At 59.5% G+C, this 26,539-nt stretch carries 28 protein-coding genes and 1 pseudogene; 23 read left to right on the forward strand and 6 right to left on the reverse strand.

The window, feature by feature from the left end:
• The first annotated feature begins 13 nt into the window (after nt 1-13).
• A complete protein-coding gene (gene ampH, locus M729_RS0114640) occupies nt 14-1,171 on the forward strand; it encodes a D-alanyl-D-alanine-carboxypeptidase/endopeptidase AmpH (RefSeq protein WP_027162000.1) in 1,158 nt (385 codons plus the stop codon).
• Nucleotides 1,172-1,198: 27 nt separating this feature from the next.
• Here ampH and M729_RS0114645 read toward each other — a convergent pair whose 3' ends face one another.
• Together M729_RS0114645 and M729_RS1000000137215 are read right to left on the reverse strand one after the other, a co-directional pair.
• On the reverse strand, nt 1,199-2,914 hold the full coding sequence (locus M729_RS0114645) for a ShlB/FhaC/HecB family hemolysin secretion/activation protein (RefSeq protein WP_084652637.1): 1,716 nt from the start codon (nt 2,912-2,914) through the stop codon (nt 1,199-1,201).
• Nucleotides 2,915-3,023: 109 nt separating this feature from the next.
• Nucleotides 3,024-5,186, reverse strand: coding sequence for a serine hydrolase (locus M729_RS1000000137215; RefSeq protein WP_084652644.1), 2,163 nt, complete (start codon nt 5,184-5,186; stop codon nt 3,024-3,026).
• Between the two features lie 472 nt (nt 5,187-5,658).
• Here M729_RS1000000137215 and M729_RS1000000137225 point away from each other — a divergent pair.
• From M729_RS1000000137225 to M729_RS0114685, 5 genes and pseudogenes are all read left to right on the forward strand, one after another.
• Nucleotides 5,659-5,919 (forward strand): annotated as a pseudogene (locus M729_RS1000000137225) (ATP-dependent DNA ligase); the annotation flags it as partial.
• A gap of 683 nt (nt 5,920-6,602) precedes the next feature.
• Nucleotides 6,603-7,085 (forward strand): hypothetical protein, encoded by a 483-nt coding sequence (locus M729_RS1000000138410; protein ID WP_156949299.1) that lies wholly within the window; start codon nt 6,603-6,605, stop codon nt 7,083-7,085.
• A 134-nt stretch (nt 7,086-7,219) separates the two neighbouring features.
• Nucleotides 7,220-8,368 carry a PHB depolymerase family esterase gene (locus M729_RS0114675; protein WP_027162005.1) on the forward strand — a complete coding sequence of 383 codons (1,149 nt, stop codon included), beginning with the start codon at nt 7,220-7,222 and terminating at the stop codon, nt 8,366-8,368.
• Between the two features lie 140 nt (nt 8,369-8,508).
• Nucleotides 8,509-8,712 carry a tyrosine-type recombinase/integrase gene (locus M729_RS01000000135170; RefSeq protein WP_050596255.1) on the forward strand — a complete coding sequence of 68 codons (204 nt, stop codon included), beginning with the start codon at nt 8,509-8,511 and terminating at the stop codon, nt 8,710-8,712.
• A gap of 12 nt (nt 8,713-8,724) precedes the next feature.
• Entirely contained in the window at nt 8,725-8,943 is a 219-nt protein-coding gene (locus M729_RS0114685; RefSeq protein ID WP_027162006.1) for a hypothetical protein, read from the forward strand.
• Between the two features lie 778 nt (nt 8,944-9,721).
• Here M729_RS0114685 and M729_RS0114690 read toward each other — a convergent pair.
• Together M729_RS0114690 and M729_RS1000000137240 are read right to left on the reverse strand one after the other, a co-directional pair.
• The gene (locus tag M729_RS0114690; RefSeq protein ID WP_013525235.1) at nt 9,722-9,985 is read right to left on the reverse strand and encodes a hypothetical protein; all 264 of its coding nucleotides are present in this window, start codon (nt 9,983-9,985) and stop codon (nt 9,722-9,724) included.
• A 123-nt stretch (nt 9,986-10,108) separates the two neighbouring features.
• The gene (locus tag M729_RS1000000137240) at nt 10,109-10,300 is read right to left on the reverse strand and encodes a hypothetical protein (protein WP_082827649.1); all 192 of its coding nucleotides are present in this window, start codon (nt 10,298-10,300) and stop codon (nt 10,109-10,111) included.
• A 488-nt stretch (nt 10,301-10,788) separates the two neighbouring features.
• On the opposite strand from M729_RS1000000137240, the gene M729_RS0114700 reads away from it, so the two are divergent.
• The 8 genes from M729_RS0114700 to M729_RS0114735 all read left to right on the forward strand — a co-directional run bounded on the left by M729_RS0114700 (nt 10,789) and on the right by M729_RS0114735 (nt 14,982).
• Entirely contained in the window at nt 10,789-11,013 is a 225-nt protein-coding gene (locus M729_RS0114700; RefSeq protein WP_027162007.1) for a hypothetical protein, read from the forward strand.
• A gap of 171 nt (nt 11,014-11,184) precedes the next feature.
• Nucleotides 11,185-11,892: a glycosyl hydrolase 108 family protein gene (locus M729_RS01000000135175; protein ID WP_245267576.1), complete on the forward strand. Its 708-nt coding sequence runs from the start codon at nt 11,185-11,187 to the stop codon at nt 11,890-11,892.
• Entirely contained in the window at nt 11,892-12,125 is a 234-nt protein-coding gene (locus tag M729_RS01000000135180) for a hypothetical protein (protein WP_032808467.1), read from the forward strand. The genes M729_RS01000000135175 and M729_RS01000000135180 overlap by 1 nt, the downstream gene beginning before the upstream one ends.
• Nucleotides 12,110-12,304 carry a hypothetical protein gene (locus tag M729_RS0114715; protein WP_027162008.1) on the forward strand — a complete coding sequence of 65 codons (195 nt, stop codon included), beginning with the start codon at nt 12,110-12,112 and terminating at the stop codon, nt 12,302-12,304. Before M729_RS01000000135180 ends, M729_RS0114715 begins: the two co-directional genes overlap by 16 nt.
• Nucleotides 12,305-12,370: 66 nt before the next feature.
• On the forward strand, nt 12,371-13,243 hold the full coding sequence (locus tag M729_RS1000000139255) for a DUF1515 family protein (protein ID WP_245267577.1): 873 nt from the start codon (nt 12,371-12,373) through the stop codon (nt 13,241-13,243).
• Nucleotides 13,244-13,465: 222 nt separating this feature from the next.
• On the forward strand, nt 13,466-13,873 hold the full coding sequence (locus tag M729_RS0114725) for a response regulator (RefSeq protein ID WP_027162009.1): 408 nt from the start codon (nt 13,466-13,468) through the stop codon (nt 13,871-13,873).
• 89 nt (nt 13,874-13,962) lie between these two features.
• On the forward strand, nt 13,963-14,622 hold the full coding sequence (locus M729_RS0114730; RefSeq protein ID WP_027162010.1) for a response regulator transcription factor: 660 nt from the start codon (nt 13,963-13,965) through the stop codon (nt 14,620-14,622).
• A gap of 156 nt (nt 14,623-14,778) precedes the next feature.
• Nucleotides 14,779-14,982 (forward strand): CsbD family protein, encoded by a 204-nt coding sequence (locus tag M729_RS0114735; protein ID WP_027162011.1) that lies wholly within the window; start codon nt 14,779-14,781, stop codon nt 14,980-14,982.
• 536 nt (nt 14,983-15,518) lie between these two features.
• Here M729_RS0114735 and M729_RS0114740 read toward each other — a convergent pair.
• Nucleotides 15,519-15,704: a hypothetical protein gene (locus tag M729_RS0114740; protein ID WP_027162012.1), complete on the reverse strand. Its 186-nt coding sequence runs from the start codon at nt 15,702-15,704 to the stop codon at nt 15,519-15,521.
• 333 nt (nt 15,705-16,037) lie between these two features.
• On the opposite strand from M729_RS0114740, the gene M729_RS01000000135190 reads away from it, so the two are divergent.
• Nucleotides 16,038-16,850, forward strand: a complete 813-nt coding sequence (locus M729_RS01000000135190; RefSeq protein ID WP_348626669.1) for an ATP-dependent DNA ligase — start codon at nt 16,038-16,040, stop codon at nt 16,848-16,850.
• A 361-nt stretch (nt 16,851-17,211) separates the two neighbouring features.
• Here M729_RS01000000135190 and M729_RS0114750 read toward each other — a convergent pair whose 3' ends face one another.
• Nucleotides 17,212-17,445, reverse strand: coding sequence for a hypothetical protein (locus M729_RS0114750; RefSeq protein ID WP_027162013.1), 234 nt, complete (start codon nt 17,443-17,445; stop codon nt 17,212-17,214).
• A gap of 75 nt (nt 17,446-17,520) precedes the next feature.
• Between M729_RS0114750 and M729_RS0114755 the strand changes: the two genes are divergently transcribed.
• The 8 genes from M729_RS0114755 to M729_RS0114780 all read left to right on the forward strand — a co-directional run bounded on the left by M729_RS0114755 (nt 17,521) and on the right by M729_RS0114780 (nt 26,513).
• Entirely contained in the window at nt 17,521-18,240 is a 720-nt protein-coding gene (locus M729_RS0114755) for an SOS response-associated peptidase (protein WP_027162014.1), read from the forward strand.
• A 68-nt stretch (nt 18,241-18,308) separates the two neighbouring features.
• Complete coding sequence (locus M729_RS1000000139845; RefSeq protein ID WP_013525245.1) at nt 18,309-18,542, forward strand: hypothetical protein; 234 nt, start codon at nt 18,309-18,311, stop codon at nt 18,540-18,542.
• Between the two features lie 532 nt (nt 18,543-19,074).
• On the forward strand, nt 19,075-19,359 hold the full coding sequence (locus M729_RS0114765) for a hypothetical protein (protein WP_013525246.1): 285 nt from the start codon (nt 19,075-19,077) through the stop codon (nt 19,357-19,359).
• A 159-nt stretch (nt 19,360-19,518) separates the two neighbouring features.
• Nucleotides 19,519-19,800 (forward strand): hypothetical protein, encoded by a 282-nt coding sequence (locus M729_RS1000000139850; protein WP_164753914.1) that lies wholly within the window; start codon nt 19,519-19,521, stop codon nt 19,798-19,800.
• A gap of 359 nt (nt 19,801-20,159) precedes the next feature.
• Nucleotides 20,160-20,276, forward strand: coding sequence for a DUF488 domain-containing protein (locus M729_RS1000000139265; RefSeq protein WP_245267578.1), 117 nt, complete (start codon nt 20,160-20,162; stop codon nt 20,274-20,276).
• A gap of 247 nt (nt 20,277-20,523) precedes the next feature.
• Nucleotides 20,524-21,567, forward strand: coding sequence for an alpha/beta hydrolase (locus M729_RS0114770; RefSeq protein WP_027162015.1), 1,044 nt, complete (start codon nt 20,524-20,526; stop codon nt 21,565-21,567).
• 40 nt (nt 21,568-21,607) lie between these two features.
• Nucleotides 21,608-22,138, forward strand: a complete 531-nt coding sequence (locus M729_RS0114775; RefSeq protein WP_027162016.1) for a DUF1003 domain-containing protein — start codon at nt 21,608-21,610, stop codon at nt 22,136-22,138.
• 985 nt (nt 22,139-23,123) lie between these two features.
• Nucleotides 23,124-26,513 carry a DEAD/DEAH box helicase gene (locus M729_RS0114780; protein ID WP_027162017.1) on the forward strand — a complete coding sequence of 1,130 codons (3,390 nt, stop codon included), beginning with the start codon at nt 23,124-23,126 and terminating at the stop codon, nt 26,511-26,513.
• Nucleotides 26,514-26,539 lie beyond the last annotated feature (26 nt).

A 26,539-nucleotide genomic window follows, 5' to 3' on the forward strand; every position in this document is an offset into this window, starting at 1 on the left:
CGAGGACATTCCAATGACCGGTTCAGGCCACAGGCGCTTGCTCATCCTCTGCTTCACGGCAGCCTGCGTCCTTGCGGCTCCTCACGTCGCCGCCGCCAAAGATCGTCTGCTTGAGGAAGCCGTGGGATTTGCCGGCGGCATCGCCTTCCTGGGCTCGGGCGCTCCTGGCCTCGTGATCGCCGCGGTTCGCAACGACGAGACGGCCTTCGCTGGCTTCGGCGAAATCCGCAAGGGCTCGGGGCAGGTGCCCGACGAACATACGCTGATGCGGATAGCCTCGATCTCCAAGACCTTCTGCGGCGATCTGATGGGCTCGATGATTGTGGATGGCGTCATCGGCGCGACCGATCCCCTTGCCAAACACCTCGGGAAGGACTGGACCGTGCCTGGGCTCGAAGGACGAACGCCGAGGCTCATCGATCTGGTGACGCAGGCATCCGGCCTGCCGCGCGAGGTACCGAACCAGACAGGCGGCACGCCGGACGACCCGTTCGCCGGCAATACCTTCGACCTCAGCCGCGCTGAGCTTGCGAAGCCAGAACCCTATCTTTTCTCTCCCGGCACGGGTGCCTTTTACTCGAACTGGGGTTACGATCTGCTCGGCCTCGCGCTGGCCAATGCCGGTGGCAAGTCCTATGGCGATCTGCTGGCCGAGCGGGTGCTCACGCCCCGCCAACTGACCGACACCAAGCTCAACCTGGCGGAAGGCGATGCGGCGCGGACCATGCAGGGCCATTTCTTCGACGGCACACCGTTGCCCCTCGTTCCTTCGCCGGAAACGATCGGATGCGCGGGCGGGCTCTACACCTCCGCCGCCGACATGATGAAGTTCATGGCCTGGCACCTTCGCAAGGATGCGGCCGGCGATGCGGAGCGTACCGTCGACCATGCGGGCTGGCTCTGGCGCGACGGTCTCTCGCCGGTAATCGGCATCGACGATGCGGGGCCGATGGGAATGATGACGCTTGGCTGGGTCGGAGTTCTGGCCGACAAGGACAAACCCATGATGCTCAACAAGACCGGCGGATTGCAGGGGCAGTTCAGTTATGTGGTGTTGGCGCCAACGCGCGGTGTCGGTGTCTTCGCCTCGATCAATCAGTTCAGTGTCGGCGGGTTCAAGGCGATGGTCGCAGCAACGAATGATCTCGTCGCGCAACTTGCGCCAAGATAAGGGCAGTTCAGGCGGGAGCTACGCCACCTAATACGAGCTGATTAGCTGGAACAAAAAACGCGTGCCGGTATCAGTCAGACCTCGGTTATCTCTGAACGGTACCGCAACAAGCGCCCTTGCATTGAGGTGTTGCCCAAATGCAGCCTTTGCACCTATTCCGGCCGAGCCGAGTTCCGCCTCAATGTAATCCACGCCCGTATCGTGGTTCCAGACCGCACCGTAATCGACATAAGCAAACACGTTCAGATTTGGGATCGGCAAAGCCTCCGGGAGTTCGATGTTGCGTCCCAATTCCAGCGAGGCCGCTATCCCGCTATCGCCTGAAGCGGCCGAGCCATCGAAAGCCAGGCCATAGGGATCGCCGCCGAGCACCAACTGGACCGACGATGGCACCGCCGTCGGCGCATATTGCGCAGCCACTCTGAGGTGGGCGACGGCCAGCGAAGCGATCTCCTTGGTAAGGTCGAGGTCGCCCCGAAAATACCTGTAGTCATCAGGAACGCCTGGACGCGGTGCAAGCGGATCGGTGCTGCTGCTCGCGCCAAAGCCGTCGAGGCCTTGGCCGAAAGTACCTGTCAGCGTGATGGCGCCGTTTTCCAACTCACCGGTATACTTAAGGGAGGCCGCCAGCCATCGGAGGTCCTCATCCGTCTGCGTTTCGCCGCCCAACGCCAGCGAGTTGTCCTTGAAGTTCAATTCAAGGCGGCTAAACAGGCTGTGGTCAATTGTCCGCAGCAGTGGGTAGTTGGCATACGCGCTGCCGAACCTAGAGGCTATGTCGAGATCGAGAGGCTTGAGGTCGGCGCCCGGCTGGGAAGAGACATAACCGATGCTATAGCCTACATGCAGTCCGTCATACCCGATCGGGACATCGTGCGAAGCCAGCACGAACTTCAACTCCTCGGGACTGTCCGGAATGGTCACCAGGGCGATGTTCGCCACATCGAACAGCCTAAGCGCATCGTTGAAGGTGCCGGTGCCGGTCAGCTGAAATGGGCCGACGGCATTGCTGCCGAGATCGTCGACTATTGCGTTTGCGCCGGCCCGCTTGAAGCCAATGTCGAGTTTCAGATCACCGCCGGCGGAGGGCGTTTCGGGCCGAATGAAAGTGCCTTCGATGGTCAGGCCGCCAAGATCGCTCATCAGCAACAGCACGCGCTCGGCCTCCTTGATCCGGATTGGCCGCATGGCGACGATGCGATCGATGTAAGGTTTCAAACGCCGCTCAATATCAGGGATGGCGCTGTTGATGGTGACCCGGCGCACGTAGGATTCGTAGAGAACGATGACGACGTTGCCGGATGAAAAGTCCTGCTCGGGAACGACGGCCCACGAGAAATATCCGGCCTTCTGGTAGATCTCGTCGATCCGCTCGGCGATGGCGTAAAGGTCGGCGGCGCTTATCTTTTTGTTCCGCTGCGCGGCCCACGCTTGCTCCAGCGTAGCGCTGGGCACCGTCACCGCGCCTCGAACGGTTATCGACCTCAAGGTAAACATTGTTTTTTCGGCTTGTTCCGAGCTCGTTGCCTTGCGTGCATCCGGAACTGACAGGTCAATCGTGCCGGGCTTCCTCGGAGCGGAATAGCGTCGGATGATCTCGTTCTGATCCGAAACCACCGAATCGATCCGCTCGGGGATCGTCTGGCTAAGGCTCGGTCCAACCATGAAGGCACTGGTTGCAAGACTGATGGACACGCGACGTACTGCGTCGAACCAGTGGGACAGCGCCTTGCGAAGAGGCATCAATCAAACTCGCTGACATGTCGTGGCAGGGAAAATCAACGGTTATTCGAAACTTGGTTTAGCAAATTAGCAAATATGTCGGGGTCCGTCATCCCGCGATGCACACCCGTCAGTGCCCCAACAAAGCGCAGACCGCCTGAGCCTGAACCTCCCGCAAGCGGTCGAGCAACGCGCCAGCCGGCTCAGCGATGTTCAGCGTGGTGGTGACCGAGCGCGTCCCGTCGGCGGTTGATGCCGCCCACTGCGTGTAGCCCGGGAAACTGCCGGTGTGGCCATAAACGACACCGCACGGCGTGGTGTAGCGGAACAGTCCGAGACCGGCCTCGTTCGTCCCGGGTCCGGGCGGACTGGAATTGCCGGCCACGAACTTCATCTGTTCAATCTGCTCGGCAGCGCCGAAGAACTTCAGTCCGAGATCTGCCCGTATGAACATCGACAAATCATCAGGCGTCGACACGATCGCGCCCGACGCCCACGCACCGCTCGGGCTGACGAAGGTCGTGACATCTTTCGGCTCGGATCCGGGCGCGACGACATAGCCGTGGATGGCGGGCCCAGGCAGCGCGATGTCGCGCGTGGGGAAACTCGTCTGGGCGAGGGCGGCAGGACCAAACGCGATGTTCTTCAGCAGCGTCCCGTAGGGCATTCCTGTGACCGCCTCGGCGATCAGCCCGACGACGACGTTGTCCGTGTTGGAGTAGGTATACTGGGTGCCGGGCGTAAACTCGAGCGGGTCGTTGCGGACCCAGCCGATGATCTCAATGGGCTGCACGTAACCTTGAGGATTTGTCGCGACCTGCTCGGCCAAGCCCTTGGACTGCAAGTAGTCGGGCAGGCCTCTGGTGTGGTTCAGCATCTGGCGGACCGTGACGGCCGACCATGCCGCCGGCAGATCAGGCAGGTGCTGGCCGATGGTGTCGTCGAGGCCGAGCCGGCCCTTCTGGACGAGGTGCAGGGCAATGGCGCCGTTGAATGCTTTTGAGATGCTGGCGATGCGCATGTATTGGTCGACCCCCAGCGCCTCACCCGATATGACATCGGCGCGCCCCGCTGTGAGTACGGTCATGCGACCGTCGCGGTAGAGCGTGGCGATCGCCCCGGGAGGTCCATCCTCTGCATCGAGGAGCTCCTGTAGGCCGGCCTGGACCTTTGCATCGGCTGTTCTCAACTGAGCCGCGGTTAAGCCGGTCGAGCGTGCCGGGCCTTCGCTATCAGGATGTTTTACATAGAGATCCGGATTCATCTCTTCAGAAGACACGATGACTTCGTCATTGACGCCCGAGTCAATATAATCATCGGTAATTGAAAAGCCTGCCAGAAGCTGTTTGTCCGTGAGAGGATACCAGGAGCCGAGTTCGTGCGAGTAGGCGGCAATGGCCAGCATCGCGAGTTCACGATTGCTATACAGGTCGACTTCATAATCTTCGACCAATTTGCCATCCGAATATTTCTTATATCCATCAATGTAAGGATCGCGGGAATTGTTGCCTCTATACTTATCCACAATGTCGCCGACGGTGACCTTAGACTTGTTTCCGTGGAAATAGATCTTGCGGAGGAGAAAACCCCAAGCAGCTACCCCATACTCTGGGGTTTCATAAATGGCAGTTTGGTTGCCGTACCGGTCTGGCAGAGTGCAACCCACATATCCTCTCATGCTGTCTCGCTGCCATTTCGAGATGTTTATGGCGCCGGGATTGTTTGTTCGAAGGGCCCTCCGAGTAAGCGCATTTGAGGAACTATAGTCAGCGTCCGGCAGGCTGCTAAAGAAATTGCCGATCCCGACCAGACTTCTGAAGTTGAATTCAGTAGCTTCAGGATATTTCGCATCGTCGCGAAATGGCGGGGCTAGACTGCGCGCCTTGTTCGCTTCCCAAAACGGCAGCCCGAGTGCACTACCGGTCTGCATCCCCACTGTGCCGTCAACGGGCATTCCATATGTGCTCTGGAAGGACTTCACAGCGCTTGCTGTCTGCGAACCAAACACTCCATCAATCGCTGAGGCGTAAACAGATTTGTCCGTGAGTACGCTCTGTAGAAGCGCAACCCTACGATCAAGAACGTTGCTTCGTGTTTGCTGAAAGACCGGACCGACGGGTTGACGCTTGTCGCTGATGCTGAAGTTGCTGACCCATTCGCTCGACCCGGAATAATCGTCAGGTGCTCCGCATTTCAGGGGATTCGCTGCGCTAACTTCATCCGGGCTTTCAAAAGCGAAGGCCGGACCGGAAGGCAAGAGGGCCAGGAGCGCAATGCCAAGCCAACCGCCCATCCCCGGCCTGAAACAACCGCCTATCATTTGGCGACTTCACCGCATGCGTCGACTGCATCGGTCTTCGACATGCATCCTCCGATCTTCGGCGAATGTCAGTTCGCCTCCTTAACCGTCATTCTCGTCTCCCGAGCACCTTTTCCATATCATCCAAAGAGTGGATGACGGAAGGTGAACTCGATTCTGATCTGGCGAATCTTTGTCAGAAACGCCGCTATCGCCGCGGCAGCCTGCAACTTCAGCGCCGAGAGCTTCCGCTTGTCCGACGTGAACTCGGAGCGAGCCATGTTTACGAGCTCGTATCGGCGAGAAACAGTCCTTTCCGGCGAATGGTTGAGCCGTGCGGTTCCGATTGGAGCAGACCCTGACATGCGGAATTCCGATCCCTATCAAGGGGTGCGCTTACGCACCTTCGGCGACCAGCGCGCATTTGCAGCCAAGTGGAGTCACTTGGCGTCGCGAAAGTGCGGCTGTGTTGAACGATGCCGGCCTGTCTGACTTCGCCGAGCTGCGCAAGGCATCACACGACGGCAGCACGACCTCTACTTTGTCGCCTTCGACCTGCTGCACCTCAACGGTCATGACCTGCGCGACATGGCACTGGAGGAACGGCGTGAGATCCTTGAAAGCGTGATCCCCGCCAACATCCGCATCCAATTCAGCCAGGCGCTGCCCAGCGAGGCCAATCCATCACCTGATCGATGAAGCCGGTCTGGAGGGGCTGGCATCAAAGCCACGCCTGATCGGCGCCAAAAGGCATGAAGCGTGAAGCATGTGCGTGGCGAGGCAGACTCTTGCCATGCATGGCTGCAGGACTTTCGGGAAGAATGAGCAAGCGGGGAAGCGATTTTCTCTCCCATTGGATATCGGATGGTGATCGATATGGCTGTGGACGCAAAACGGGCAGCGCGAGCCAGGGCATTCCGGGCCAGGAGATCGATGAAGAGATCGGCCCGATCTTCGAAGACATCATGCAGGGTTGCGGGGCGCCACGCTTCGCCGCTGCGAGGAGGACTAATGCTCGGCAGCCGAGGGTTCGACAAGGTGTTGCTAATATGCAGCAGCGGCGGCATCTCTGACGGCCACCGCCTGGAACCGCTTCTCACGGCTGGCTGTAGACGTCAAAATGAGAACGAAAATCGGGAGGTGACGAAGATGGATAAGCGAGAGAACAGGATCATTGAGACGTGTTGCCTTATAGCCGTTCCGGTATCGATGGCTCTCACTATGGTGCTTGCTCAACTGATCCTTGGCTGAACCCAAGGCACCGACCAGGCAAGACATGAGCCGTACTACGCGACCGCTAAACCGGCAGGCGATCTGGCAACGCTAGCTATCGTTGCTCAGGTGGTTTCAGGATTACCTGAACATCGCGGGCAAAATCTACTACGAAACCCACTTGCTCCGCTGATGCGGATGCAAGCATTTTTCAGCGAGGTCGCGCTGGACCTGGTCTGCGCGGATGGATCGACCCTTCCTGTCCTCGTCAACGCCGCGGAGCGGCGAGGCGAATCGGGCAATCTGCGGTTCATCCGCATCACCGTCTTCAATGCGTCCGACCGCCGCCGCTATGAACGAGAGCTTCTGGAAGCGCGCCGCACTGCAGAGCGGGCCAACGCCGAACTGCTTAAACTCCCATACACTCGAACGTCGCGTGGCCGAGGCGGCCGAGGTCGCCTGAAGAGCGAGCGGGCACTTCACCAGGCGCACAAAATGGAGGCGGTTGGCCAACTGACCGCCGGCATCGCCCATGATTTTGATAACATGCTCTCAGTCATTGTGTCGTCGCTCGGGCTACTCGAGAGGCGGCTTGCAAACGGCGAGGACGTTTCCCGGTTTGTTTCCTCCGCAAACCCGGTTTGTTTCCTCCGCAAACTTAGACTAGCGCTGGGCCTCTGAGTTCGCCTCACCGAGCGCGCAATTCAATCTATAGGTTCACGGACGCAACGGCTTGTTCTTGTGCATCGCAGCAACGATATTGCTGCATGTGCGTTGTGCAGGACCGTGCCATTCCGGCGCACAAGGACACCGACTTGCGAAATATATCCGATACGATCGCTCGCCTGAACGCGATGCACGCGCGGCCAGCAGCTGGATCCGGAGAACGGAACGACGCTCACTTGTCCGAAATTACAGGGTTCGGGTCCAATCCCGGAGCCTTGCGCGCGAGGCTTTATCTTCCGAAGAACCTGGCCCGGCAGGCGGCGCTGGTCGTCGTGCTGCATGGCTGCACCCAGAACGCGGCCAGCTATGATCATGGCTCCGGCTGGAGCGAGCTCGCCGCCGAGCATGGTTTTGCGGTGCTGTTCCCCGAGCAGCAGCGCGCCAACAACCCCAATCTTTGCTTCAACTGGTTTGTACCAGGCGATATCAGGCGCGACAGCGGCGAGGCACTGTCCATCCGCCAGATGATCGAGGCGGCAGTGGTTACGCATGGCCTCGATCGCAAGAGGATCTTTCTCACCGGTCTGTCCGCCGGCGGCGCTATGGCGGCGGTGATGCTGGCGGACTATCCCGAACTGTTTGCCGGCGGCGCGATCATTGCCGGGCTCGCCTATGGAAGTGCCTCGACGATCTCCGCAGCCTTCGACCGCATGCGCGGCCATGGCGGTCCGTCCCAAGCCGACCTCCAGCGGCTGTTGCGGGCGGCCTCGCCGCACAAGGGTCCGTGGCCGCGTATTTCGATATGGCAGGGCTCGGCCGACACGACTGTTGTGCCTGCCAATGCGGATGCAGTCCTGGCGCAGTGGCAAAGCGTGCACAATCTCGGCGAAAAGCCAACACGCATAGAGAAGGTCGACGGCCAGACGCGGAAGGTCTGGAGCGACAGCAACGGGCGCGAGGTAGTCGAGACGTTCACCATTGCCGGCATGGGCCATGGGACGCCACTGCAAACTGGCGACGGCGATGGTCTCGGCAACGCGGGGCCTTTCATGCTGGATGTTGGGATTTCCTCGACACGCCACATCGCCCGCTTCTGGGAATTGACGAAGCCGGACGTGCGACGCAAAGCCAAAGCCGAGGTCGCTTCAGGCGCCGCATTGCAGTCCTTTGCACCAACGGAAAAACGGCGGGCAGTCCGAATCGATCCCACGCCGGAGCGAGCCAATGCGCGCGGTCCGGCAAGTGGGATTTCCAAGGTCATCGAAAATGCTCTGCGCGCGGCGGGGTTGATGCGCTGAATTGTTGTGGCGGAGGAGCTCTTTGTCTGGACCCTGCTGAACCAAGAGCCAACCATCGATAAGGCAGTGAACCCCTGCTTACCCAAGACAGCGGCGTCGTTTGGGCCAAGGCTATTTACCATCGGCCCTGGAAAGCGCTCTTGAAACAGGCCGGCCTGTCGGATGTGACGCTACATGAGCTGCGGCATACCTACGCCAGCACGATGGTTCGAAATGGCGCTCCGTTGATCATCGTGGCACAGGCCCTTGGTCGCAGCGACACCCGAATGGTGGAGAAGCACTATGCTCACCTCGCCCCGTCCTATGTAGCGGACATCATTCGCCGACTCGCACCCGACATTTAGAGGACAATCCCAATGGCTGAGGTCGTAATTGCCTGCTCACTTGCCGTGATCGCGTGCTTCTGCGCGTTGTGCATAATCGCGTTTTTCATGCTGGCGAAGTCCGCTACCCATCCTTCTTACCTTGAACAGAAAGATGACGCCGCTCGGCGCTTGGCCGAGCCATTAGGTCCAACCGTGCGAGAAGCTGTAGCCACGGCGATGGCAAAGGCACGGCGCTCCGAAACCTATTAAGCTCAACTCGACCTACGCCATTGCCGTGAGGCGCTTGCCCGCGCGCTCGTGCACGAAGGTGGCCATGTGAATAGTAGGACCGGACCGCCCCACCTTCCGTGGCGTTACAGCTATTCAGAGCGATCGACAGGTCCACGCATTTGCGATGCCGCTTGGGCTTCGAAAAAGCTGACCGGCTTATCCGACGTCGCCCAGACGCAAATTCCGTAGGCAATCCCGAAGGAGATCAACAGGGCGGGCAAGATGGGTAAGCGGTGCATGGATCGGCTGGGCCTCTTTGTTGCAGACCCGCCCACAACCTCCTGCAACCCGATCGGTTCGAGATAAAATATTTACCGTCTTGGCATGGTTTACGGATGGTTTCGCAGGCCATCGCGGATGCTTGCCACTGTGTCTGCTGGCGAAGACAAAAAAAGCCCGCTGCCGGGAGGAGGTGGCAGCGGGCTCGATTTTCGAATGTGGCGCGGGAGGAGGTGCGCCTCATTCAGCGCCGGCATCGCATCTGGGAGGAGTAGATGGCCGACAATCAAAATCTACCCGCTGCCCAGCGATTTCTGCAATCGTGGATCGTGCATAGCTGCTGTGCAGATTTGCTTGTGCCGACACACGTGTAGCATCAGGCCTCCGAATTGGGCAATTTTGTAAGCTCAGCAATCGAGGGAAGGCCGGTCCCGATCCTTGGAGGCGACACCAAGGCCATTCGCGACGCAGAGGAAGAGGACGTGTTCGACAAGATCGCCGCCCCGCCCCGGAAAAAGTTTGCCAGCGGGTCGGAACACTACTGCTGCTCCGGCATTTCAGTATTTTCCTGAGGGTCTTTTTTCACGCCCGGGCTGGGTGACGTATCCACTGGCGCATTACCGCCCTGGTTTTGCACAGGAGCACGCTTGAACGGTGCCGTCTGCCAAGAGCCGTTCGATAAGGGCGTGAGTACAAAGAATGCCATTAGGCCTAGGAAAATGACGGCAATAACCGCCACGCCCCACGCCATGAGTCTTCGCGTGCCGCGTTGTTCTTCCCTGCGAGATAGATTGTCCACCATTGCTCCGGCCTCTCGTGAAGTGGCGCCTGTTGCGAAAGCATCTCCCTCCTCGAACTTCGCTATTGCATCAAAGTTCCGGCCCCGGTGCAGCATCCGCGAAAGAGCATTTTTAAGCTTAGCGCTCTAACGGCGTCGCCGGCGCATTGGGGGAATAGGCTTCGGGTTTAGCCTTAGCCACTGACCGGCGGCGAAGTTCCTCGCGAATTCCTCGGTCTCGAAAAGATGCTGGGTGGTTTCGCCATTCTCGACGAGTTGTACCGCCCACTGGCCGTCGATGTGTTCGATACGAACACCAGCCCTTTGGTCATCGTCCACGGCCCGCACTCCCACACACGACGAAGGCACCAACAAATCATAGCGCCCAAAGCGCTTCAACGTTCGAAATGTACAAAGCGAAGGAGAAGTCCTGTGACCGGCGTGGTGCGCACACTTCTGGAACGCTGGCAACCGAAGGGTCGATCACGAAGACGGTCATAGGCGAAAATGCGACTGACGCGGCATCCCTGGATTGCTCGGTCGCGCTCGGTAGGCTCGGCCTGGAGGTCACTGTTACCGGCGTTGCAGCAAATCCTACGCGTGGAATGCCGTCGTGCGGATTCTAGAGGTTTAGTTGTATCCGAGCAGGTGACGCAATCCGACAATCGGTAGATAGACGGTCCAAATCATGCCGATGGCGGAGGCAACACCAAGGCCAATCGCGGGAGCCCACGCCCTCCATTGCATCTGGAGCCGCGCTGCCAATTCAGTCAAACTGTCTTCCATGGACGAATTCTTCCCAAGTTGATCGAGGGGCGAAAATGCCAATGAACCCCAAGACTGCCGCGCTTGCAATCGCTGCTAGTATTTGCATCGCTGGTTTCGCCTACTCCAGCGGTCACAAGGCCGGTCGTGTTTCTCAACTAAAAGACGCCGTCACGGCCTACAACCGCCGCATCGGGATTGACGACAAGGCCAACAGCCTCGGCCGCGTCGATCTCTGCCTGGAGCTTGGTGGCCTACTTGATGAGTGCCAGCGGCTAGACCGCTGATTTGCTTAACCGGCTGATTTCAGCCGTCCACCTCCATTGCCAATTCAACAACTGCCCCTCAGGGCGGAAAGGTACTAGCCATGGACCGCAACTTCGCGCGGGCGCTTGCGCTCGTTCTGAAATCTGAAGGCCTCTGGGTGGACAACCCGGCCGATCCCAGCGGCGCCAACCATGAAAGGCGTCACGCTCACCAACTTCCGCCGCTATGTGAAGGCCGATGCGACGAAGGCCGATCTGCGCAAAATCACTGACGCCCAGGTCGCGACGGTCTACCGCCGTTTCTACTGGGATGCGACGGCCGGCGCCCAGCTTCCCAGCGGGGTCGACTACGCTGTTTTTGGTTTCGCAGTGAATAGCGGTCCCGGTCGCGCGGCCAAATATCTTCAGGCCGTTGTGGGGATTAAGCAGGATGGGCGCATTGGCCCGGCCACCATTGCAGCCGTAAAGGCTAAGCCGGCCGGCGTTGTCATCGACGCGCTGTGCGACAATCGCCTAGGCTTCCTGAAGCGTCTCCCGACATGGAAGACCCTCGGCAAGGGCTGGTCCGACCGCGTCAAGTCGGTGCGCGCCGAAGCGCTGAAGCTGTCAGCTTTGCCCGACACTCCGCCGCCGGTCACTGTCGAGGTGAAGGTGCCGGTCGACAAACCCGTTGTTCCTGAAAAGGTCGAACAGAAGGTCAAGGAGAAATCCGGCTTTCTGTCTTGGCTGACCGGCCTCTTCGGTTCCGGCGCTATCGGGCTTGGCTGGCTTGCGGGCATGGACTGGCAAGCCGTCCTGGCTGGCGGTGTGGTCCTGCTGGTGCTCCTGCTGGTCCTGCTCCTGTTTCGCTCACAGATCGTCTCTGCGGTGCGCCAGATCAAGGCGGAGGTCGCGGAGTGATGTCCGCCTTCCTCGCTGCTCTCGTCGCTCAGTTGTGGCCGTACCTCCTTGCCGGCGCGGCCGGGCTCGTCGCGCTCTGGCGAGCCTATGCCATGGGCAAAGCGAAGAACCAGGCCAAGCAGGACGCGGCCGACGCCGCAGCGCGCATCGAAGGCCAGAAGATCGATGATGCCGTGGCCGGCCGCGCTCTTGGCGACAACCGGGGGAGGTTGGGCGAATGGTCAAAATCCTGACGATGATCTTTGCACTTTTTGCAACGATCTCCTGCACTACGGTCGGAGGCAGCTTTTGCGCCGTGGAGCATCCTATCCGTCTCACGAAGGCGGAAGTCGCCACGCTCTCGGATGGGTCGGTTGCGGCGATCCTGGCGCACAATGAAAAGGGCGCCAAGCTCTGCGGTTGGAAAGCCTGACATGGCAACTTCGGCAAACAAGAGCCTGGAAATGATAATCGGCGGCTCTTGGAGGCCACGCAGAACATGCAGCGCGACATAACGGAGATCCGACGCGACATCAAGGACAGCGATTCCCGTGCTGCCTTGAGCTACGAGCAGTCCGAACAGCGCGCTGCCGCCAGCCGGTCCAAGATGTATGCGAAAACCGACGAGCTGGTTGACTGTGTGGCGGCAACCGAAGCCGCTGTCAGCAAGCTCAACGACGATATGACGGGAGTGAAGGCGGTCACTGCCGAGGTTACCCGGTGGAAGCTCATGGGGCTTGGTGCGCTGGGCGTCACAGGAATGGCGGCTGCGGCCCTGGCTTCGCTGATCACCGCATATTGGTGCGACAAGGAAGTGTCGATGGAGAAGAAATTCGCCGAGATGAGTCGGCACCCGGCGCCTAGGTTCTTTGGCGGTGGAGTGGCCACGCCTGTAGCGCAAGTCGCTGTTGCGGAGGGCACGTCATCGCTCGTGCTCTACGATGACCGCATTCGCATTACCGCCGATGTGGACCTAGAAGGAGCTAATGCGCAAACTACAAAAGCGCATCGATTAGCTCGAAGAGGAAAAGGGGCCGAACTAGCCCCTTTTGTCCAGGGGCTTTCCGCCGCCTTATTGGCGATCTCAGCGCGCGCATTATGGTCTCGGCGCGCTTCTGCCACCCCCTGGCGCCCAATGCCTTTGCTACGGGGCAGCGTTCATTCGTTTTTTCAATTCGATTGCGTTGGTTATTCGTCCAACAGCTTCCTCCATCTCGGCCAGTTCGAGCGCCGTGAACCTAGGCCCAATCTTGCCGATCATACGAGCGCATTCTCTTGCCGCGGAAATCGTCTCTCTGGCTATCGTCGCTCCATCGGCATCCTCGTCGATCAAGCTCATTCTCCTCTGCTTCGGCTAAGTCCAAGCATATAGGCGCTGGCGCCTTTGCGGGCAAACCGGATCCTGGGGGCTTTATATTTCAATTTTCGAAGCGAAACATCGCCAGAGAACGGCTAAAGCACCAACCCCGCCGCCGCATGTTGACCTATGCTGGGCGATCCCAGCTACTCCAGACCCCCGCCGCCGCTGTCCCACCCCGTTGATCGGTGGAACCAACACTCAATCGCGCCGTTGTGGCGGCCGGGAGGGTGGTTCATGAGCGAAAGCGCTATTCTGGTCGTCGAAGACGAGCTCTTGATCCTGCTCGACCTTGAAACAGCTTTGCAGGACGCGGGCTTTCTCGTCGTAGGAGTGCCGAGTGCCGAAGCCGCCGTACAGGCGTTTGATGAGGATCCAAACAAGTTCGCCGGCCTCCTTACGGACATCCGTCTCGGCTCGGGAGAAACTGGGTGGGAAGTAGCCAGGCATGTAAGGCGAAGCAATCCAACCCTACCTGTGGTCTACATCAGCGGCGATGGTGCTATTTCCTGGGGCTCTGAAGGCGTCCCAGACAGCGTGATGATCGTCAAGCCGTTCTTCCCTCCCCAGATCATTACGGCGTTGTCCACACTGCTCAATCAGCAACACCCAACGGCGTCGAACGGCGGCGAACCCTCTCCGTAGAGCGGGCATTTTTTGGTTTATGAGCGGAACCTAAAATCCATCAGCAAGTTCAATAACGTTTTCAGCGCACGCTGTTGAGGGGAGCAAGCATGGTCGGCGCCATTCGCATCGCTGTTGTCGAAGATCATCCACTCTTTCGCGAAGGCGTGATGCGCAGCCTGTCAGAGATCGGAGGCTTCGAGATGGTTGGCGCGGGCGCCACGGCGCAGGATGCCGAACGCCTCGCCTCTACGGTGCGACCCGACATATTGCTGCTCGACATCTCTTTGCCGGGCGGCGGCCTCGCGGCGGTTGAGAGCATCCTCGCCAGCTACCCCACCCAGAAGATTGTCATGTTGACCGTATCGGAGGCCAACGCCGATGTAACTAAGGCTCTGAATGCAGGGGTGCGCGGCTATGTCCTCAAAGGCGTAGGGTCGCGCGGGCTCGCTGACATCCTGCGCAACGTAGCGGCCGGCGAGAGCTACCTCACGCCAACTCTTTCGGCACGGCTGCTCTCGGATCTCCAGTCCCCTGCTAACAGCACAGCAGACCGGCTGCGGCAGATGACCGAAAGGCAAACGGAAATCCTGCGGCTAGTGGCGGAGGGGCTGAGCAACAAGGAGGTCGCACGGCGCCTGAACCTCCACGAGAAGACAATCAAGCACCACATGACCAGGGTTATGTCAAAACTAAGTGTGCGAAACCGCACCGAGGCGGCTCTCGCGATGAGTGATTATCGTGACCGCTCTCCACAACCAAATCTTTGAGCTGAAGGAACTTGACCACGACACGGCATCCCTTCACTGCTTCCCTCAGCGGCGGGCCTTTTCCACCATCAGCGGCGGCTCTTTGTCCATCAAGTGCCCGGAACTTAGCCGGGCTGCGAACGTTTCAACTACGGTGCAACCAAGGAGGCCAAGGCCATGGATTGGAACCGCGTTGAAGGTAATTGGAAGCAGGTCAAGGGCAAGGTTAAGGAACAGTGGGGCAAGCTGACTGACGACGATTTGGACCGCATTGCCGGCAAGCGCGATCAGCTCGAAGGAAAAATTCAGGAAAGATACGGCCTTGAGAAGGACCGGGTTCGGAGAGACGTTGACGACTGGTACTCGATGCAGGGTTGGTAGGGGACTATTCGAGATTTTGAGGGCCGCCTAACGGGCGCCCTTTCAATTTGGTGGCACGAGCAGCCCCCCCACGAGCGCGCCGGGCCGCGTAAGCACTCGACGAAAGTCCAATGCCGAGGCGCAAAGGTCTGACCCGTGAAACATTGGCGTTTTGTGCACGTTTGCAGTGACGTCGACGATCAATAGTCCCCTCATCGTCGGTTGGTTGATTGCCCGCCACGGCTCGCTTGGCGTGGCGGGCACTCATCACGGAGAGCGCATGCAGCCTGGTGAGATCATTGCAACGCGTTCCCCACCGGGTTGGCCGCCGTCCCGGTGCCAGCGTCAGGAATTAGCGGAACCTAATTTGATGCTTCCCATGAATGATAATCAGCCGCCCGCCAAGCTGTTATACGAGCCGGCGCCAGATTGGCAGAGCACAGGAGTCCTTCTTGCAGCCGCTGCTCTGGTCTCATCCTTATGCGCCCTGCTAGTGGCATCTTGGATGTCAGGTTGACCGCTCTTGCAGTCTCCGTTCCGGCCAAAACGTAAAAAGTCTACTCCACCGAAACGAGCAGAGGCCGGTGTTTTGGCCGTTCGTGCCAAATGACTTGGCGTAGGTCGCGCATGTCGACCTGCTGACCGCAGATCGGGCAGGTGTAGAAATTGTCGTCCTCGTCGGCAGGCTCGCCGCCGTGCTCCTTGCCGGGAATGGGTGGTCCAAGGTCAGATAGCTTCGCCATGGCCATCAAACATTCAATTCGTCTAAAATGTTCCGGAACCATCTTAGCGCGTGCTAAATTGAATCGCAGTTTTGCGGGTCAGTTCATGCGTCTGAAGTTCATCCGTCCAATGTTTCCCACGCTTGTCGAGGTGCCGCCGACAGGGGACAACTGGGTTCACGGAATCAAGTACGATGGCTATCGGACGCAAGTCGAGAACGGCACGGCCCGAGCGATCACGCGAAGGGGCTACGACTGGTCATCGACGTACAAGACGATTGTCGAGGCGGCGGCAACCCTTTCCCCAATTCGGCAATCATCGACGGCGAGGCAATCGTCCTTAACAAAAAGGGTGTGTCGGCTTTCCATTCGCTGCGGTCGGCGATGCGATGGGCCCCGGATCGGATCATCTTCGTCGCCTTCGATCTGCTGCACCACGATGGCATCAACCTGCGCCCCGCACCTTTGCTGGAACGTCGCGAAAAGCTGCTCGAACTCGTCGGGCCTGCCAGGGGCGTGATCCAGTACAGCCACCATGTACATGGCGGCGGGGCTGACTTCTACGCTGCGGTTGATCGCATGGGCCTGGAGGGCATGGTGTCGAGGCGGCCGGACAGCGTGTATCGGTCAGGCGACACCGAAGCGTGGCTGAAAACCAAATGCTACGAGGAAGTCGACTTTGAGGTTGCAGGCGTGCAGCTAAAACCCGGTTCAGCTCCCCTCGCATTGATGGCGACCCGCGATGCGGAACGCCGCTACGTCGGATCAGCAAACATCGCCCTGACCAAAGCCATGCGCGAACGCCTATGGGCCAAGGTGCAAGAGGGGAAAGGCACGCCGAAGGGAGCGGACAAGCCCGACGCCGAATGGATCAAACCTGGCCTTGTCGGACGCGTGAAGACCTTGAAGCGCGAGGACAAGCTGCGCCATGCGACTTTGCGATCCGCGAGGCGAAATTATGACACCGCAGCCGGTATCGCCCCCTGTGGCAATCGAACTCACTGGCGAACGCGCAGCCTTGAAGCCCGTCCGAATGGCCATCGAGCAGGTCTGCCCTCCCGGCGTGCTGCCATCCGAGGAATGGTTGACGGGGCTACTATGGCCCAGAGCCGATCTATGAAGGCGAGGCATTGGCCAAGGCGATCATTGAGACCGTGGAGCGCCTGACGAAGTAAGCCCGCCGCTGAGGACACAATTACAGCGGCGGGCCTTGCACTTGCACCAGAGCTTGGATTTGAGGAGGGGAATCTCAACCAAGCACATTTCCAACTTCGATTTCAGAAACAGGTTCCAGCCTACGAAAAGATTTGATTGCGGGTGGCCCGCCACCGGGTCTCGGAGCCAGTGGCGGGCCTTGCTCGGCTGTTTCAAGGAGATTTCCTTACCAAGCGCATTCCGAACTTCGACTGCGGACGCATGTTCCTCCAGGTCGGCGCAAGAGTTTATGCACCCGGTGGGCTTTAATGACCCTTAGCGCGGTCCTGATATTCGTCCTGTCGCTTCGGCGGGTTGATCATGCGCTGTGTTCTCAGTTGGCCGGGCGTTTTGGCTTTGTCACGGAGGTAGATCCGTCGAGGAGATCGAGAAATGAGTGCAACGCCTTCACCATCATCCGTGCCCCGTTTTCGTTCAATGTGAAGGATCGCTTTCCCTCGTCAGTCAACAGCCCGACCAGGCAGACCCTAGGATTGTCACGGTCATCGATATCGATTGTGACGCCCGATACTCCTGGCAGCATTACGTCCTTTGGCTTCTTCGGCATCACAACAACCTTGACTCGTTCTCACTCCGTTCCCATTTTGGGCGGCCTCGATCCTTGTCAATGAGACGACCGTAAATGTGTGGAGGCGTTTTTGTAAAATCGACCATCCCGGACATGGTACGGCGCTTCGAGTTCGCGCACCCTGGCGACGTTGAGCGTTTGGGCAACGGGTTCCCGGTCTGGAATGGCGCTCCCAGCCTGACCTATCCAATCATTGTACGTGAAGAGCTTTCCACGAGCATGGCCGGTTTCGTTTCTGCGAAGTGGGGGCTGGTTCCCGGCTGGGCGCGCGATGGCGGCGGGCGGCCACCGCCTGTCAATGCGCGGTGCGAGACGATTGCCAGCAACGGCATGTTCCGAAAAGCATACGCCGCGCGCCGTTGCCTGGTGCCCGTCGACGGCTATTTCGAATGGCAAAAGCTCGATGTTTCGGGCAAGAAAAAGCAGCCTTACGCTATCGCCATGAAGGATGACGAGCCTTTTGCCATGGCTGGAGTATGGGAAGAATATGCCGACAAGGCCACCGGCGAGTTGATCCGGACCTTCGCTGTCGTCACCTGCGAGCCTAATACGTTGATGGCGACGATCCATGATCGCATGCCGGTTATTCTGGCGCCTGCCGATTACATGCGCTGGCTCGGACCGGAACTGGATCCACGCGACCTTATGAAGCCATATCCTTCGGAACTGATGAAGATGTGGCCGATTGACAGGAAGGTCGGAAGCCCGCGAAACAACACGCCGGACCTCATTGACGAAATTGGCGTGGGACCAAACGACCTTTTCGACGTTTGAGCCTTTACAGTGAACGCTCGCGGTAGGAATATTGTCCTCAGGTGGGGCGACTCTCAAAAGGTGTCGCAATGGCTAGGTCAAAACCCTCAAAGCAGTTATCACAGGCTGAAATCGAGCGCTTCCTGGTGGCAGCGGAAGCGCTGCACCTAAGCATCATCAAGCCGTTCATATCACCACATTGCGACCACTACAGGCAGACGCGCGTCCTGCACGAGGTGCTATTGAAGGCCGTGCGGGACGTCACCGGGAAAGAGGTCGAGTTCATCCGGTGGAACACCACTGGACCGGTGCTGCCCCCCTAAGGCTGGGTAAGCGCCTGGCTGCCGGGGATCGATCAGGCCGAACCCGCAGAACTGACAATGCCAGCGATGCGGATAGCGACGGCATCAAGTCCGCCGTCGTAAATTCTCGTGAGGACGTGTTCCGCAGCTTCAGCCCGTTGGGCAGTGCAATCGCGAAGGTCGCCACCGCCCAACCTTGCCGGCCTGTTGGCGACGCAATCCCAAACTCCCCACAATCCGTCGCGCTCAATATGACAATAGAATCTGTGCTTGTGATTTTCCATGCAGGGCAAACTCCCCGCATCCCCATTGGGGTCCGATCTATCCAGGAAGGTGGTTAATGGGCCCGCGTTTGCCGATCGCACTTTAGGCTGGCCGCAGTGGTCCGTCGCCGCACGGTGGACTGCTCACTGCACCGGCCATTCTCCACGACACCAGCGCGCGTCAGACGGCTGCCGATGCGGAATCGGCGAGATGCGGGAACAGAGTTCAGACGCCGACGTTTTTTCCCCAGGTCACGCGATTTGCGCGTGTAGAACTAACGGAGGTAAAAATGAGCATCAAAATGCTTACGATGGGCGCGATGGCGCTCGCAGTGATGACGGGCTCAGCGCTGGCTGGCAGCAGCACCACTTCCGCGCTCGATGATCCTGCAAAGATGTCACCTTTCTTCACGGATGCCGGCATGAAAACCTTGAGGTCGGAAGCGGATTTCAAGACCGCATGGATGTCCATGAAACCGGATGAACAAAAGGCGGTGCTGAAAGACTGCGGCGACACCACGCTCAACAAGTCGCACGCGGATTTCTGTGCCATGGCAAAGAAGATGGGCGGCTGAGAATAACCGCTCTATAGGCGTAGTTCCCAAAATTTGGCCCGGCCGTCAGGCACGGGCCTTTTTCTGCGGGCCATTTCCTTGCGAGCCATGTTGCTATCGTCAATCATCGGGACTGGCAGATATGCATTCGTTTCTAGCCACTCCCTCAGCACGATCTGAATGATACCGGCCGATGTTCATCTCGGCGGCGAGGGAGTTCAATGCGTCCTGTGTTGCTGGCTCTGGCGGGAGGCCGGTGACGTTCCGGAGCATCAACGCAGCGCGCCGAAGGATGATCTGAAGATTCGCCCGAAACATGTCGGCTATGCCATCGGCTGCAATCTCAAGTTCTTTGACAAAGGCCCATTTCGAAGCGACCTCGCCGAACAGTACACAGCAATTCAATTAGACAACGGGGTATCGAGGAACGCGGGAAAATCATCTTGGCTGGATCCGCACTAGGGGGCCACGGTTCTCGCGGGCGGGCTTCAATGGACGAAAGACATGAGATGCACCTTGCTGAACTTTCGAAATACGCTGTCCAGGGGACCGCGAAGCCGTGGACCTCAACTCTGTCATTGAACGCGTAACTGCGAGGGTTATCCACAGGTCGCCAAGATTGGTAAAACGCTCCGAGCTTCGTTAAGGTCTCGTTAACACTCTGAGAGCACCGTTTGCGTGGGTTCGGTTCGTCTGAACCCCTAATCGCCTACGAAGCCCGCTGCCTAACCCCAAGCCCCCCGCCCAGGCAGCGGGCTTACGTTTCCAAAGAGAGCCACGTTAGCAGACAGCGCTCACCGGCGGAGCCGTTCGCCAAAGGCTTGGCGGAACTGCGAGAGCTTAGCAGCCGGCATCGCTGCCCAATCATGTGCGCGGAAGCCGTCTGGTGGCGGTGCCACCGCCGCATTATTTCCGACTACCTGCTCGGAGAAGGCTGACGCGTCATGCATACTCTTGGGCCGGTCATGCCGAGGAGGCCAGCCTGACGCCAGGCGCTGTGTGCGCGATGATGGAACGATCGTTTATCCCGGGGAGCATCTCCTCGGGACGCAAGCATGGATCATTGCAAGATCGCGGCCATGGCGATCGCCAGGCGTTGAAAAGCCTTCCGCGCCAGGCACAGGGTGGCGGAACAAGCTGTGACCTCGAAGGTTGGGTCACGCAGACAGCTTCTAAGGCACGCGCATGGCGTTGGACAGAGACGGGGCGAAACTAGCGGCCGGGTTGTCCGTCGCTGCATTAGCGGCATTAGCGGGATACAACGCCATCCGCGCCAAACGTGCGATCGTCAGCCTGACATGCGGACGTATGATGGCAATTGATGGTCTGCGCCTGCATTTTATCGAAGCCGGAACCGGCATGCCGCTGCTTCTCCTGCATGGCAATGGATCCATGGCGGAGGATTTCAAGTCGAGCGGCGTCTTCGATGAGGCGGCAAAGACCTACCGGGTGCTCGCATTTGACCGTCCCGGCTTTGGGCGAAGCTCACGTTCGCGCACCCGGCGCTGGTCCGCTTGCGACCAAGCCGACCTCATACATGCCGCCGCCGGCAGATTGGGTATTAAGAAATATCTCGTGCTTGGACATTCCTGGGGAGCCTGGATCGCCCTCGAGTTGGCGCGCAGGCATTCTTCATCGGTCGCCGGCATTGTGCTTGTCTCAGGCTATTACTATCCGCCACCGCGGCTGGATCTTGCACTGGCCGCACTCCCGGCATTGCCGGTGATCGGAACGGGGTTTCGCCACACCTTGTTGCCGCTGCTTGTGAGGCTTGCCTGGCCTTGGGCAATGGAAAAGATATTTCGACCCGCTATGATCGCCAGCGACTTCGCCGCATCCGCCAAGGATGCCGCCAGCCGCCCTTCCCAACTGCGGGCGGTTTGTTCGGAGTCAGCATCTATGCTGGCCGCGGCCCTGTCGAAGAAGGCCAGCTATAAGGACATTTCCGTACCGACCGGCATCCTGGCGGGATCTGGAGACCGGTTGTTCGATGCGGAACGGGATGCACGGCGCCTGCATGCCGAAGTTGGTGGGTCTCTCCTCGAGGTGATTCCGGGCGCTGGCCATATGGTTCATCAGAGCGCCCCGCAGGCAGTAGTCGGTATGGTGCACACGATTTCAGCACGGCACGCCCTTTCCCAATCGAACCGTCGGCAGCGAGGTAAGCTGCGTGCCGACGAGTTCAAGCCAGGTCCGGCTCCGCAAATGTTCCAGGCGGGCGACAAGTGACGCCGCTTGCACGAGATCGTCGTTCAAACGAGCTTTTCAAATGAGCGACCAACGTCCAGCCAACATGCATTCGGTGCTCCACCAGAACATAGAGGCACTGGTCGAGCACAGGCGACAACAGGAGGAGCACCAAAGCGTTCAGGTGCGGATTGCCGGGGCTATTTCGCGCTTCGCGGGGAGCATGACTTTCGTCTATCTGCATCTCGCAATCCTCGTCGCCTGGATCCTTGTAAACCTAGGCGCGATACCAGCCATCCCAGCTTGGGACCCAACTTTCGTGATCCTGGCCATGGTCGCTTCCGTCGAGGCAATCTTCCTGTCTACCTTCGTGCTGATCAATCAGAACAGAATGGCCGAACACAGCGAGCGCCGAGCGGAACTGGATTTGCAGATCAGCCTCCTTAACGAACATGAAACCACGCGGCTGATCGAGATGGTGGCTGCCTTGGCGGTGCGTCTGAATGTCTCCACCCCGGCCGACAAAGAGCTGCGGCAACTGGCAGAGAATGTCGATCCCCGAAAGGTGATGACCCAAATCCAGCAGGCTTCTGAAGATCAGCAGGAAGCTTGATCAAAGCGACCGCGCCGGCAAGCCGCCGCAGCGTACCAACCCAACACGAGCTTACAGCGAGAAACCATTCGCGCGGCTGCTGTAGGCCTGCAATCGTCCTCATCGTCTGGCACTTGGCTGTCGAAGCACCAAGCCCGTCTTGGCGTTGTCCAAGGCGACCTCAGGACGTCAATCGATCGCGGCAGCGTATCAGCGGCGATAGCGAGGTACACTGGGGAGCCGAAGGTGTTCCCAACAGCATAATATGATCACCAAGCCCTTCTTTCTGCCGCAGATCATAACGGCCGTACCTCAACTCTTAAATGCTCAGCAAGGTCCAGAAACTCACATCCAGGATTCGGATCTTGGCCCGAGCTGCTGACTGGATCGCACGCCGGCAAGTCTTACATGCCGTATCCTGCGCCGTGCTTCTGGCTCTTGGCCAATTATTTTCGCCTCACCAAAACTCCCGGAACATTCTGTCCATCCTGCGTTGGGCCGCGCCGGACAATCCCTCTTGCACAATCGCCTGTCGCCCGGCATCGGAAGCTGGATCCCCACAGCTTCAGCCCGCCTCGGCTCCCCACCCGAGGCGGGCGGCGCGGAGTTGATGCAAGCATAGAGACGCCTTCACCCCATCAGAGCTGGCCGTACTGAGCCGCGTTTTGGCGCGCAGCAACCCCAAAAAACGAGACCGAGACCGAGACCAAGAGAGAACGGAGTGCATCGCGCATCCTGGCTTACTACCAAGCTGGGATAACGGACGAGGACGAACTCGAACAGCTTTCTCGACAATCCCTCGCGTGGTTATCGTCATTTCGGCAATTCAGCATGTGCACATACTAACTCCGGCGGACGGGCCACCGCGCGGCATGGCCCGACGCACAGAGCGTTCTGCCGGCGTCGAGCGTGATTCAAGGTGACAGAATCACAGCCGCCAGTTCTTAGGGCAGCTAGGAAGCAATGCATCAACGCCGCACCGGCTGCCCCGTCCTGGAACACTTTAATGCGCGCCGCCAGGAACGGGGTCGCTGTGCTGACGTTCTTCTGGGGACAAGGTGAGATTTCAGTGAACAGGCATATTTCGCGGACGGATGTCGAACAAATCGATCACACGGATGACAGCGGGTTTACGATAGAGCACGGCGTCCCGCCATCTTCAGCAATCGCGGCAGCGCTGGCCGGTGGGCTGGAGGCCAGCCGGCACAAGCACATTATCCATATAACTGCCTCGGAACGCAGCGCCGACGAGATCGTCGGGGCTTTGCGTCAGTTCCTGCCGCACGCGGAGATCATCTTGCTGCCGTCCTGGGATTGCCTGCCTTACGACAGGGTGTGGCCCACACGCGCCAATATGGGGCGGAGGCTTCGTGCGTTGTGTCACATGGCAACGAAGCCCGATCGTGCGCGCATCGCTGTAATGTCGATCGAAGCCAGTCTGCAGCGGGTGCCGCCCGCCCAGGTCATTGCTGGCGGTTTCGCAATTCTGGAGGTGGGGCAAAAGTTCGACCGGGATGATTTCAGAACAAGGTCCGAAGCTTTTGGCTATGTCGTCGACGAGAGGGTCGACGAACCGGGTGAAATAGCTTTTCGGGGCGATCTCATGGACATCTTCCCCGCTGGCGCGGAGGACCCCGTTCGCGTCGTCCTTGGCCCAGACAGCTGCATTCGAGAGCTCAAGACCTACGATCCGATCAGTCAACTCAGCGACCAGGTTCGAGACTCGATTGCTGTCGGACCGGCATCCGAGCTGATGTTTAAAGCTGGTGATCATCCTGAGCTGACAGCGATGCGCGCGACGTCGATGGAAGAGCGCCTGGTCGCATTATATGGCGCGATGCCATCTGTCTTCGACACTGCGTCGAGCGCCTCGATCTCCTTCCTTGAAGGTATCGACGGGCAGCCGCTCGACAAAATTCTGGACCTGATCGAGGATGCACGCCGTGCCAGGCAGGAGGCTGCCGGGCGCGAGAAACCTTTGCCGGAACAATTTTACCTGTCGCGTGAAGAGTGGGATGCTTCCGTGCGCAACCGCTCCACGAGACTTGCCGTTTCTGCCGAGCGAGTTCCCAAATTCTTTCGCCTGGCCCGGCCCGGGTACGAATTCGCTGAATTCGTGACAAGGCAAACAAGCGCCGGGGCCAGGGTGGTGTTGACCGGCGATGCCTCTGAACTGCAGCGAGCAGATCGCCTGCTCAATAGAAAGCTAGGCCGGCGGGCTGAGGAAGCGGTCGACTCACCGCAAATACTTTCGGCCGCGAGAGGCTCTCTTCTCAAGGCTGGCTTCGTCCTCGATGAAGGGTTTGTCGACGCGCAATCCGGTATCGCGATGGTCGCCGCAGCCGACCTGTTTGGCCCTGCGCTGAAGGCGGATGCCGGCATGGCCGCAAGCATACTCGAACCCGAGTTGCGCATCGGCGACGTCGTCGTCCATGAAGACCATGGCCTGGGCGTGCTCGCGGCGGTCGAACAGGTCGACTTGGCTGGTCAGCACCAGGATGTTGTCAGGCTGGAATATCATGGCGGGGCTTCCTTGCTGGTTCCGGTCGACGACTTTGGGAAAATATGGCGCTACGGCTCGGAACCGGAGGCCGTGTCGCTCGATCGCCTCAACGGCGAGAGCTGGCCCAAGCGACGCGAGGCTGCGTTGCGCGAGATCGACAGGCTGGCCAAGCGCCTGGTGGGCCTTGCCGAGATGAGGTCCAGCCAGCCCGCCGAGATCATCAAGCCCTCCCGCGCGGACTTGGCCCGTTTTGCGGCGAAATTTCCCTATACCGAGACTCCTGACCAGGCCGCCGCCATCCGCGCTGTGCTCGACGACCTTTCCTCGGGGAGAACAATGAACCGGCTCGTCTGCGGTGATGTTGGCTTCGGCAAGACAGAGGTGGCTTTGCGTGCTTGCGCCGCCGCCGCCCTCTGCGGGAAACAGGTTGCGGTCATAGCGCCGACAACCGTGTTGGCACGACAGCACTATGAGACGTTCAGCCGCCGTTTCGCAGGAACGGGCCTGCAGGTCGCCCACCTGTCAAGGATGGTCGGGGCAGCAAAGGCAAAAGCGGCAAAGGAGGGCCTGCGGAGCGGCCAGGTTACGATCGTCGTGGGTACTCAGGCCTTGTCGTCCAGGAGCGTCACTTTCGCCAATCTTGGACTGCTGGTGATTGACGAGGAGCACCGGTTCGGCGTCAAGTTGAAGCTGGCCCTGCGGAACATGGCGCCCTGCCTTCACACGCTGAGCATGAGCGCCACGCCGATACCGCGGACGCTGCAATCGGCGCTGTCGGGCATCCAGGATGTCAGCGTTCTAAACTCTCCGCCCGCCAAAAGACGTCCCGTCCGCACGATCCTGGCAGCGTTCGATCCAGCATCGGTGCGCGCGGCCCTCTTGCGTGAATTTCACAGGGGTGGACAGAGTTTCTTCGTGGTTCCTCGCATCGAGGACATTGGCCCGGTCTCTGACCAGCTGAACAGGCTGGTGCCGGAACTCGGCATCATGACGGCGCACGGTGAAATGAAAGGGAGGCAGCTGGACGAAGTCATGGTCGGATTCGCTGACGGTGATGGCGACATTTTGTTGAGCACCGACATCATCGAGAGTGGGCTCGATGTGCCTCGAGCCAACACCATCATTGTCTGGCGCCCGGACCGGTTCGGTCTGGCGCAGTTGCACCAGCTACGGGGTCGGGTCGGTAGAGGAGCGATGCAAGCGGCTGCGTTTCTTCTGACGGAACCTGGCGTTGAGCTGGCCGACGGCACCAGGGCCCGGCTTTCGACAATGCTTGCGCTCGATCGGCTTGGCTCCGGCCTGGCAATCAGTCAAAGGGACCTCGACCTGCGCGGCGCCGGCGATCTGTTCGGCGAAGATCAGGCTGGGCATATGAAACTGATCGGAGTGGGCCTCTACGAGCACTTGCTGGAGCGGGCGGTCTCGGCGGCTGGAGAAGGGGCCGACCCCAACAGGCAACTTGCCAACATCAACGTGCCTGCAAAAGGGGCTTTTCCCGAAAGCTATGTAAACGAGCCTACTGTCCGTGTCGGCCTCTATGCGCGGCTCTCTCGTATTCGTTCTGACTTGGACCTTGATGCATTCAGCGAGGAGCTCGAGGACCGCTTTGGTGACATGCCTGGCGAAGTGACCGTTCTGCTGGAACTTACCAGGTTGCGGATAGCAGCGTCGGAACTGGGTGTCGGCAAAGTTGATGTTGGGCCCGAAGCCGTCGCGATCACCTTGCGCAACAAGCCTCTGGCGTCACGATGGCGGGACAGGAAGGTGTTGGGCCTGGAGTACCGAAACGGCCGCGTGATTTTCAGGCGGATCGAGCCCCGCGTCTCAGGCATCGATGCCGTTCGCTTGGCGCTAGATGCCATACGTGCAGTTCAGCCAAAGCACGAGGTCTGACGAGCCTTTTATCTCCACCGCGGCGG

This window comes from Mesorhizobium sp. WSM1293 (assembly GCF_000513875.1).
Lineage (GTDB): Bacteria > Pseudomonadota > Alphaproteobacteria > Rhizobiales > Rhizobiaceae > Mesorhizobium > Mesorhizobium ciceri.

Bases quoted from the DNA above. Each gene is read 5' to 3' on its own strand.
- ampH (WP_027162000.1), top strand. From the start codon at position 14: ATGACCGGTTCAGGCCACAGGCGCTTGCTCATCCTCTGCTTCACGGCA.
- M729_RS0114645 (WP_084652637.1), bottom strand. From the start codon at position 2,914: ATGCCTCTTCGCAAGGCGCTGTCCCACTGGTTCGACGCAGTACGTCGC.
- M729_RS1000000137215 (WP_084652644.1), bottom strand. From the start codon at position 5,186: ATGGGCGGTTGGCTTGGCATTGCGCTCCTGGCCCTCTTGCCTTCCGGT.
- M729_RS1000000138410 (WP_156949299.1), top strand. From the start codon at position 6,603: ATGCAAGCATTTTTCAGCGAGGTCGCGCTGGACCTGGTCTGCGCGGAT.
- M729_RS0114685 (WP_027162006.1), top strand. From the start codon at position 8,725: ATGGCTGAGGTCGTAATTGCCTGCTCACTTGCCGTGATCGCGTGCTTC.
- M729_RS0114690 (WP_013525235.1), bottom strand. From the start codon at position 9,985: ATGGTGGACAATCTATCTCGCAGGGAAGAACAACGCGGCACGCGAAGA.
- M729_RS0114700 (WP_027162007.1), top strand. From the start codon at position 10,789: ATGAACCCCAAGACTGCCGCGCTTGCAATCGCTGCTAGTATTTGCATC.
- M729_RS01000000135175 (WP_245267576.1), top strand. From the start codon at position 11,185: ATGAAAGGCGTCACGCTCACCAACTTCCGCCGCTATGTGAAGGCCGAT.
- M729_RS01000000135180 (WP_032808467.1), top strand. From the start codon at position 11,892: ATGTCCGCCTTCCTCGCTGCTCTCGTCGCTCAGTTGTGGCCGTACCTC.
- M729_RS0114715 (WP_027162008.1), top strand. From the start codon at position 12,110: ATGGTCAAAATCCTGACGATGATCTTTGCACTTTTTGCAACGATCTCC.
- M729_RS1000000139255 (WP_245267577.1), top strand. From the start codon at position 12,371: ATGCAGCGCGACATAACGGAGATCCGACGCGACATCAAGGACAGCGAT.
- M729_RS0114725 (WP_027162009.1), top strand. From the start codon at position 13,466: ATGAGCGAAAGCGCTATTCTGGTCGTCGAAGACGAGCTCTTGATCCTG.
- M729_RS0114730 (WP_027162010.1), top strand. From the start codon at position 13,963: ATGGTCGGCGCCATTCGCATCGCTGTTGTCGAAGATCATCCACTCTTT.
- M729_RS0114735 (WP_027162011.1), top strand. From the start codon at position 14,779: ATGGATTGGAACCGCGTTGAAGGTAATTGGAAGCAGGTCAAGGGCAAG.
- M729_RS0114740 (WP_027162012.1), bottom strand. From the start codon at position 15,704: ATGGCGAAGCTATCTGACCTTGGACCACCCATTCCCGGCAAGGAGCAC.
- M729_RS0114750 (WP_027162013.1), bottom strand. From the start codon at position 17,445: ATGCCGAAGAAGCCAAAGGACGTAATGCTGCCAGGAGTATCGGGCGTC.
- M729_RS0114755 (WP_027162014.1), top strand. From the start codon at position 17,521: ATGTGTGGAGGCGTTTTTGTAAAATCGACCATCCCGGACATGGTACGG.
- M729_RS1000000139845 (WP_013525245.1), top strand. From the start codon at position 18,309: ATGGCTAGGTCAAAACCCTCAAAGCAGTTATCACAGGCTGAAATCGAG.
- M729_RS0114765 (WP_013525246.1), top strand. From the start codon at position 19,075: ATGAGCATCAAAATGCTTACGATGGGCGCGATGGCGCTCGCAGTGATG.
- M729_RS1000000139850 (WP_164753914.1), top strand. From the start codon at position 19,519: ATGATACCGGCCGATGTTCATCTCGGCGGCGAGGGAGTTCAATGCGTC.
- M729_RS0114770 (WP_027162015.1), top strand. From the start codon at position 20,524: ATGGCGTTGGACAGAGACGGGGCGAAACTAGCGGCCGGGTTGTCCGTC.
- M729_RS0114775 (WP_027162016.1), top strand. From the start codon at position 21,608: ATGAGCGACCAACGTCCAGCCAACATGCATTCGGTGCTCCACCAGAAC.
- M729_RS0114780 (WP_027162017.1), top strand. From the start codon at position 23,124: ATGCGCGCCGCCAGGAACGGGGTCGCTGTGCTGACGTTCTTCTGGGGA.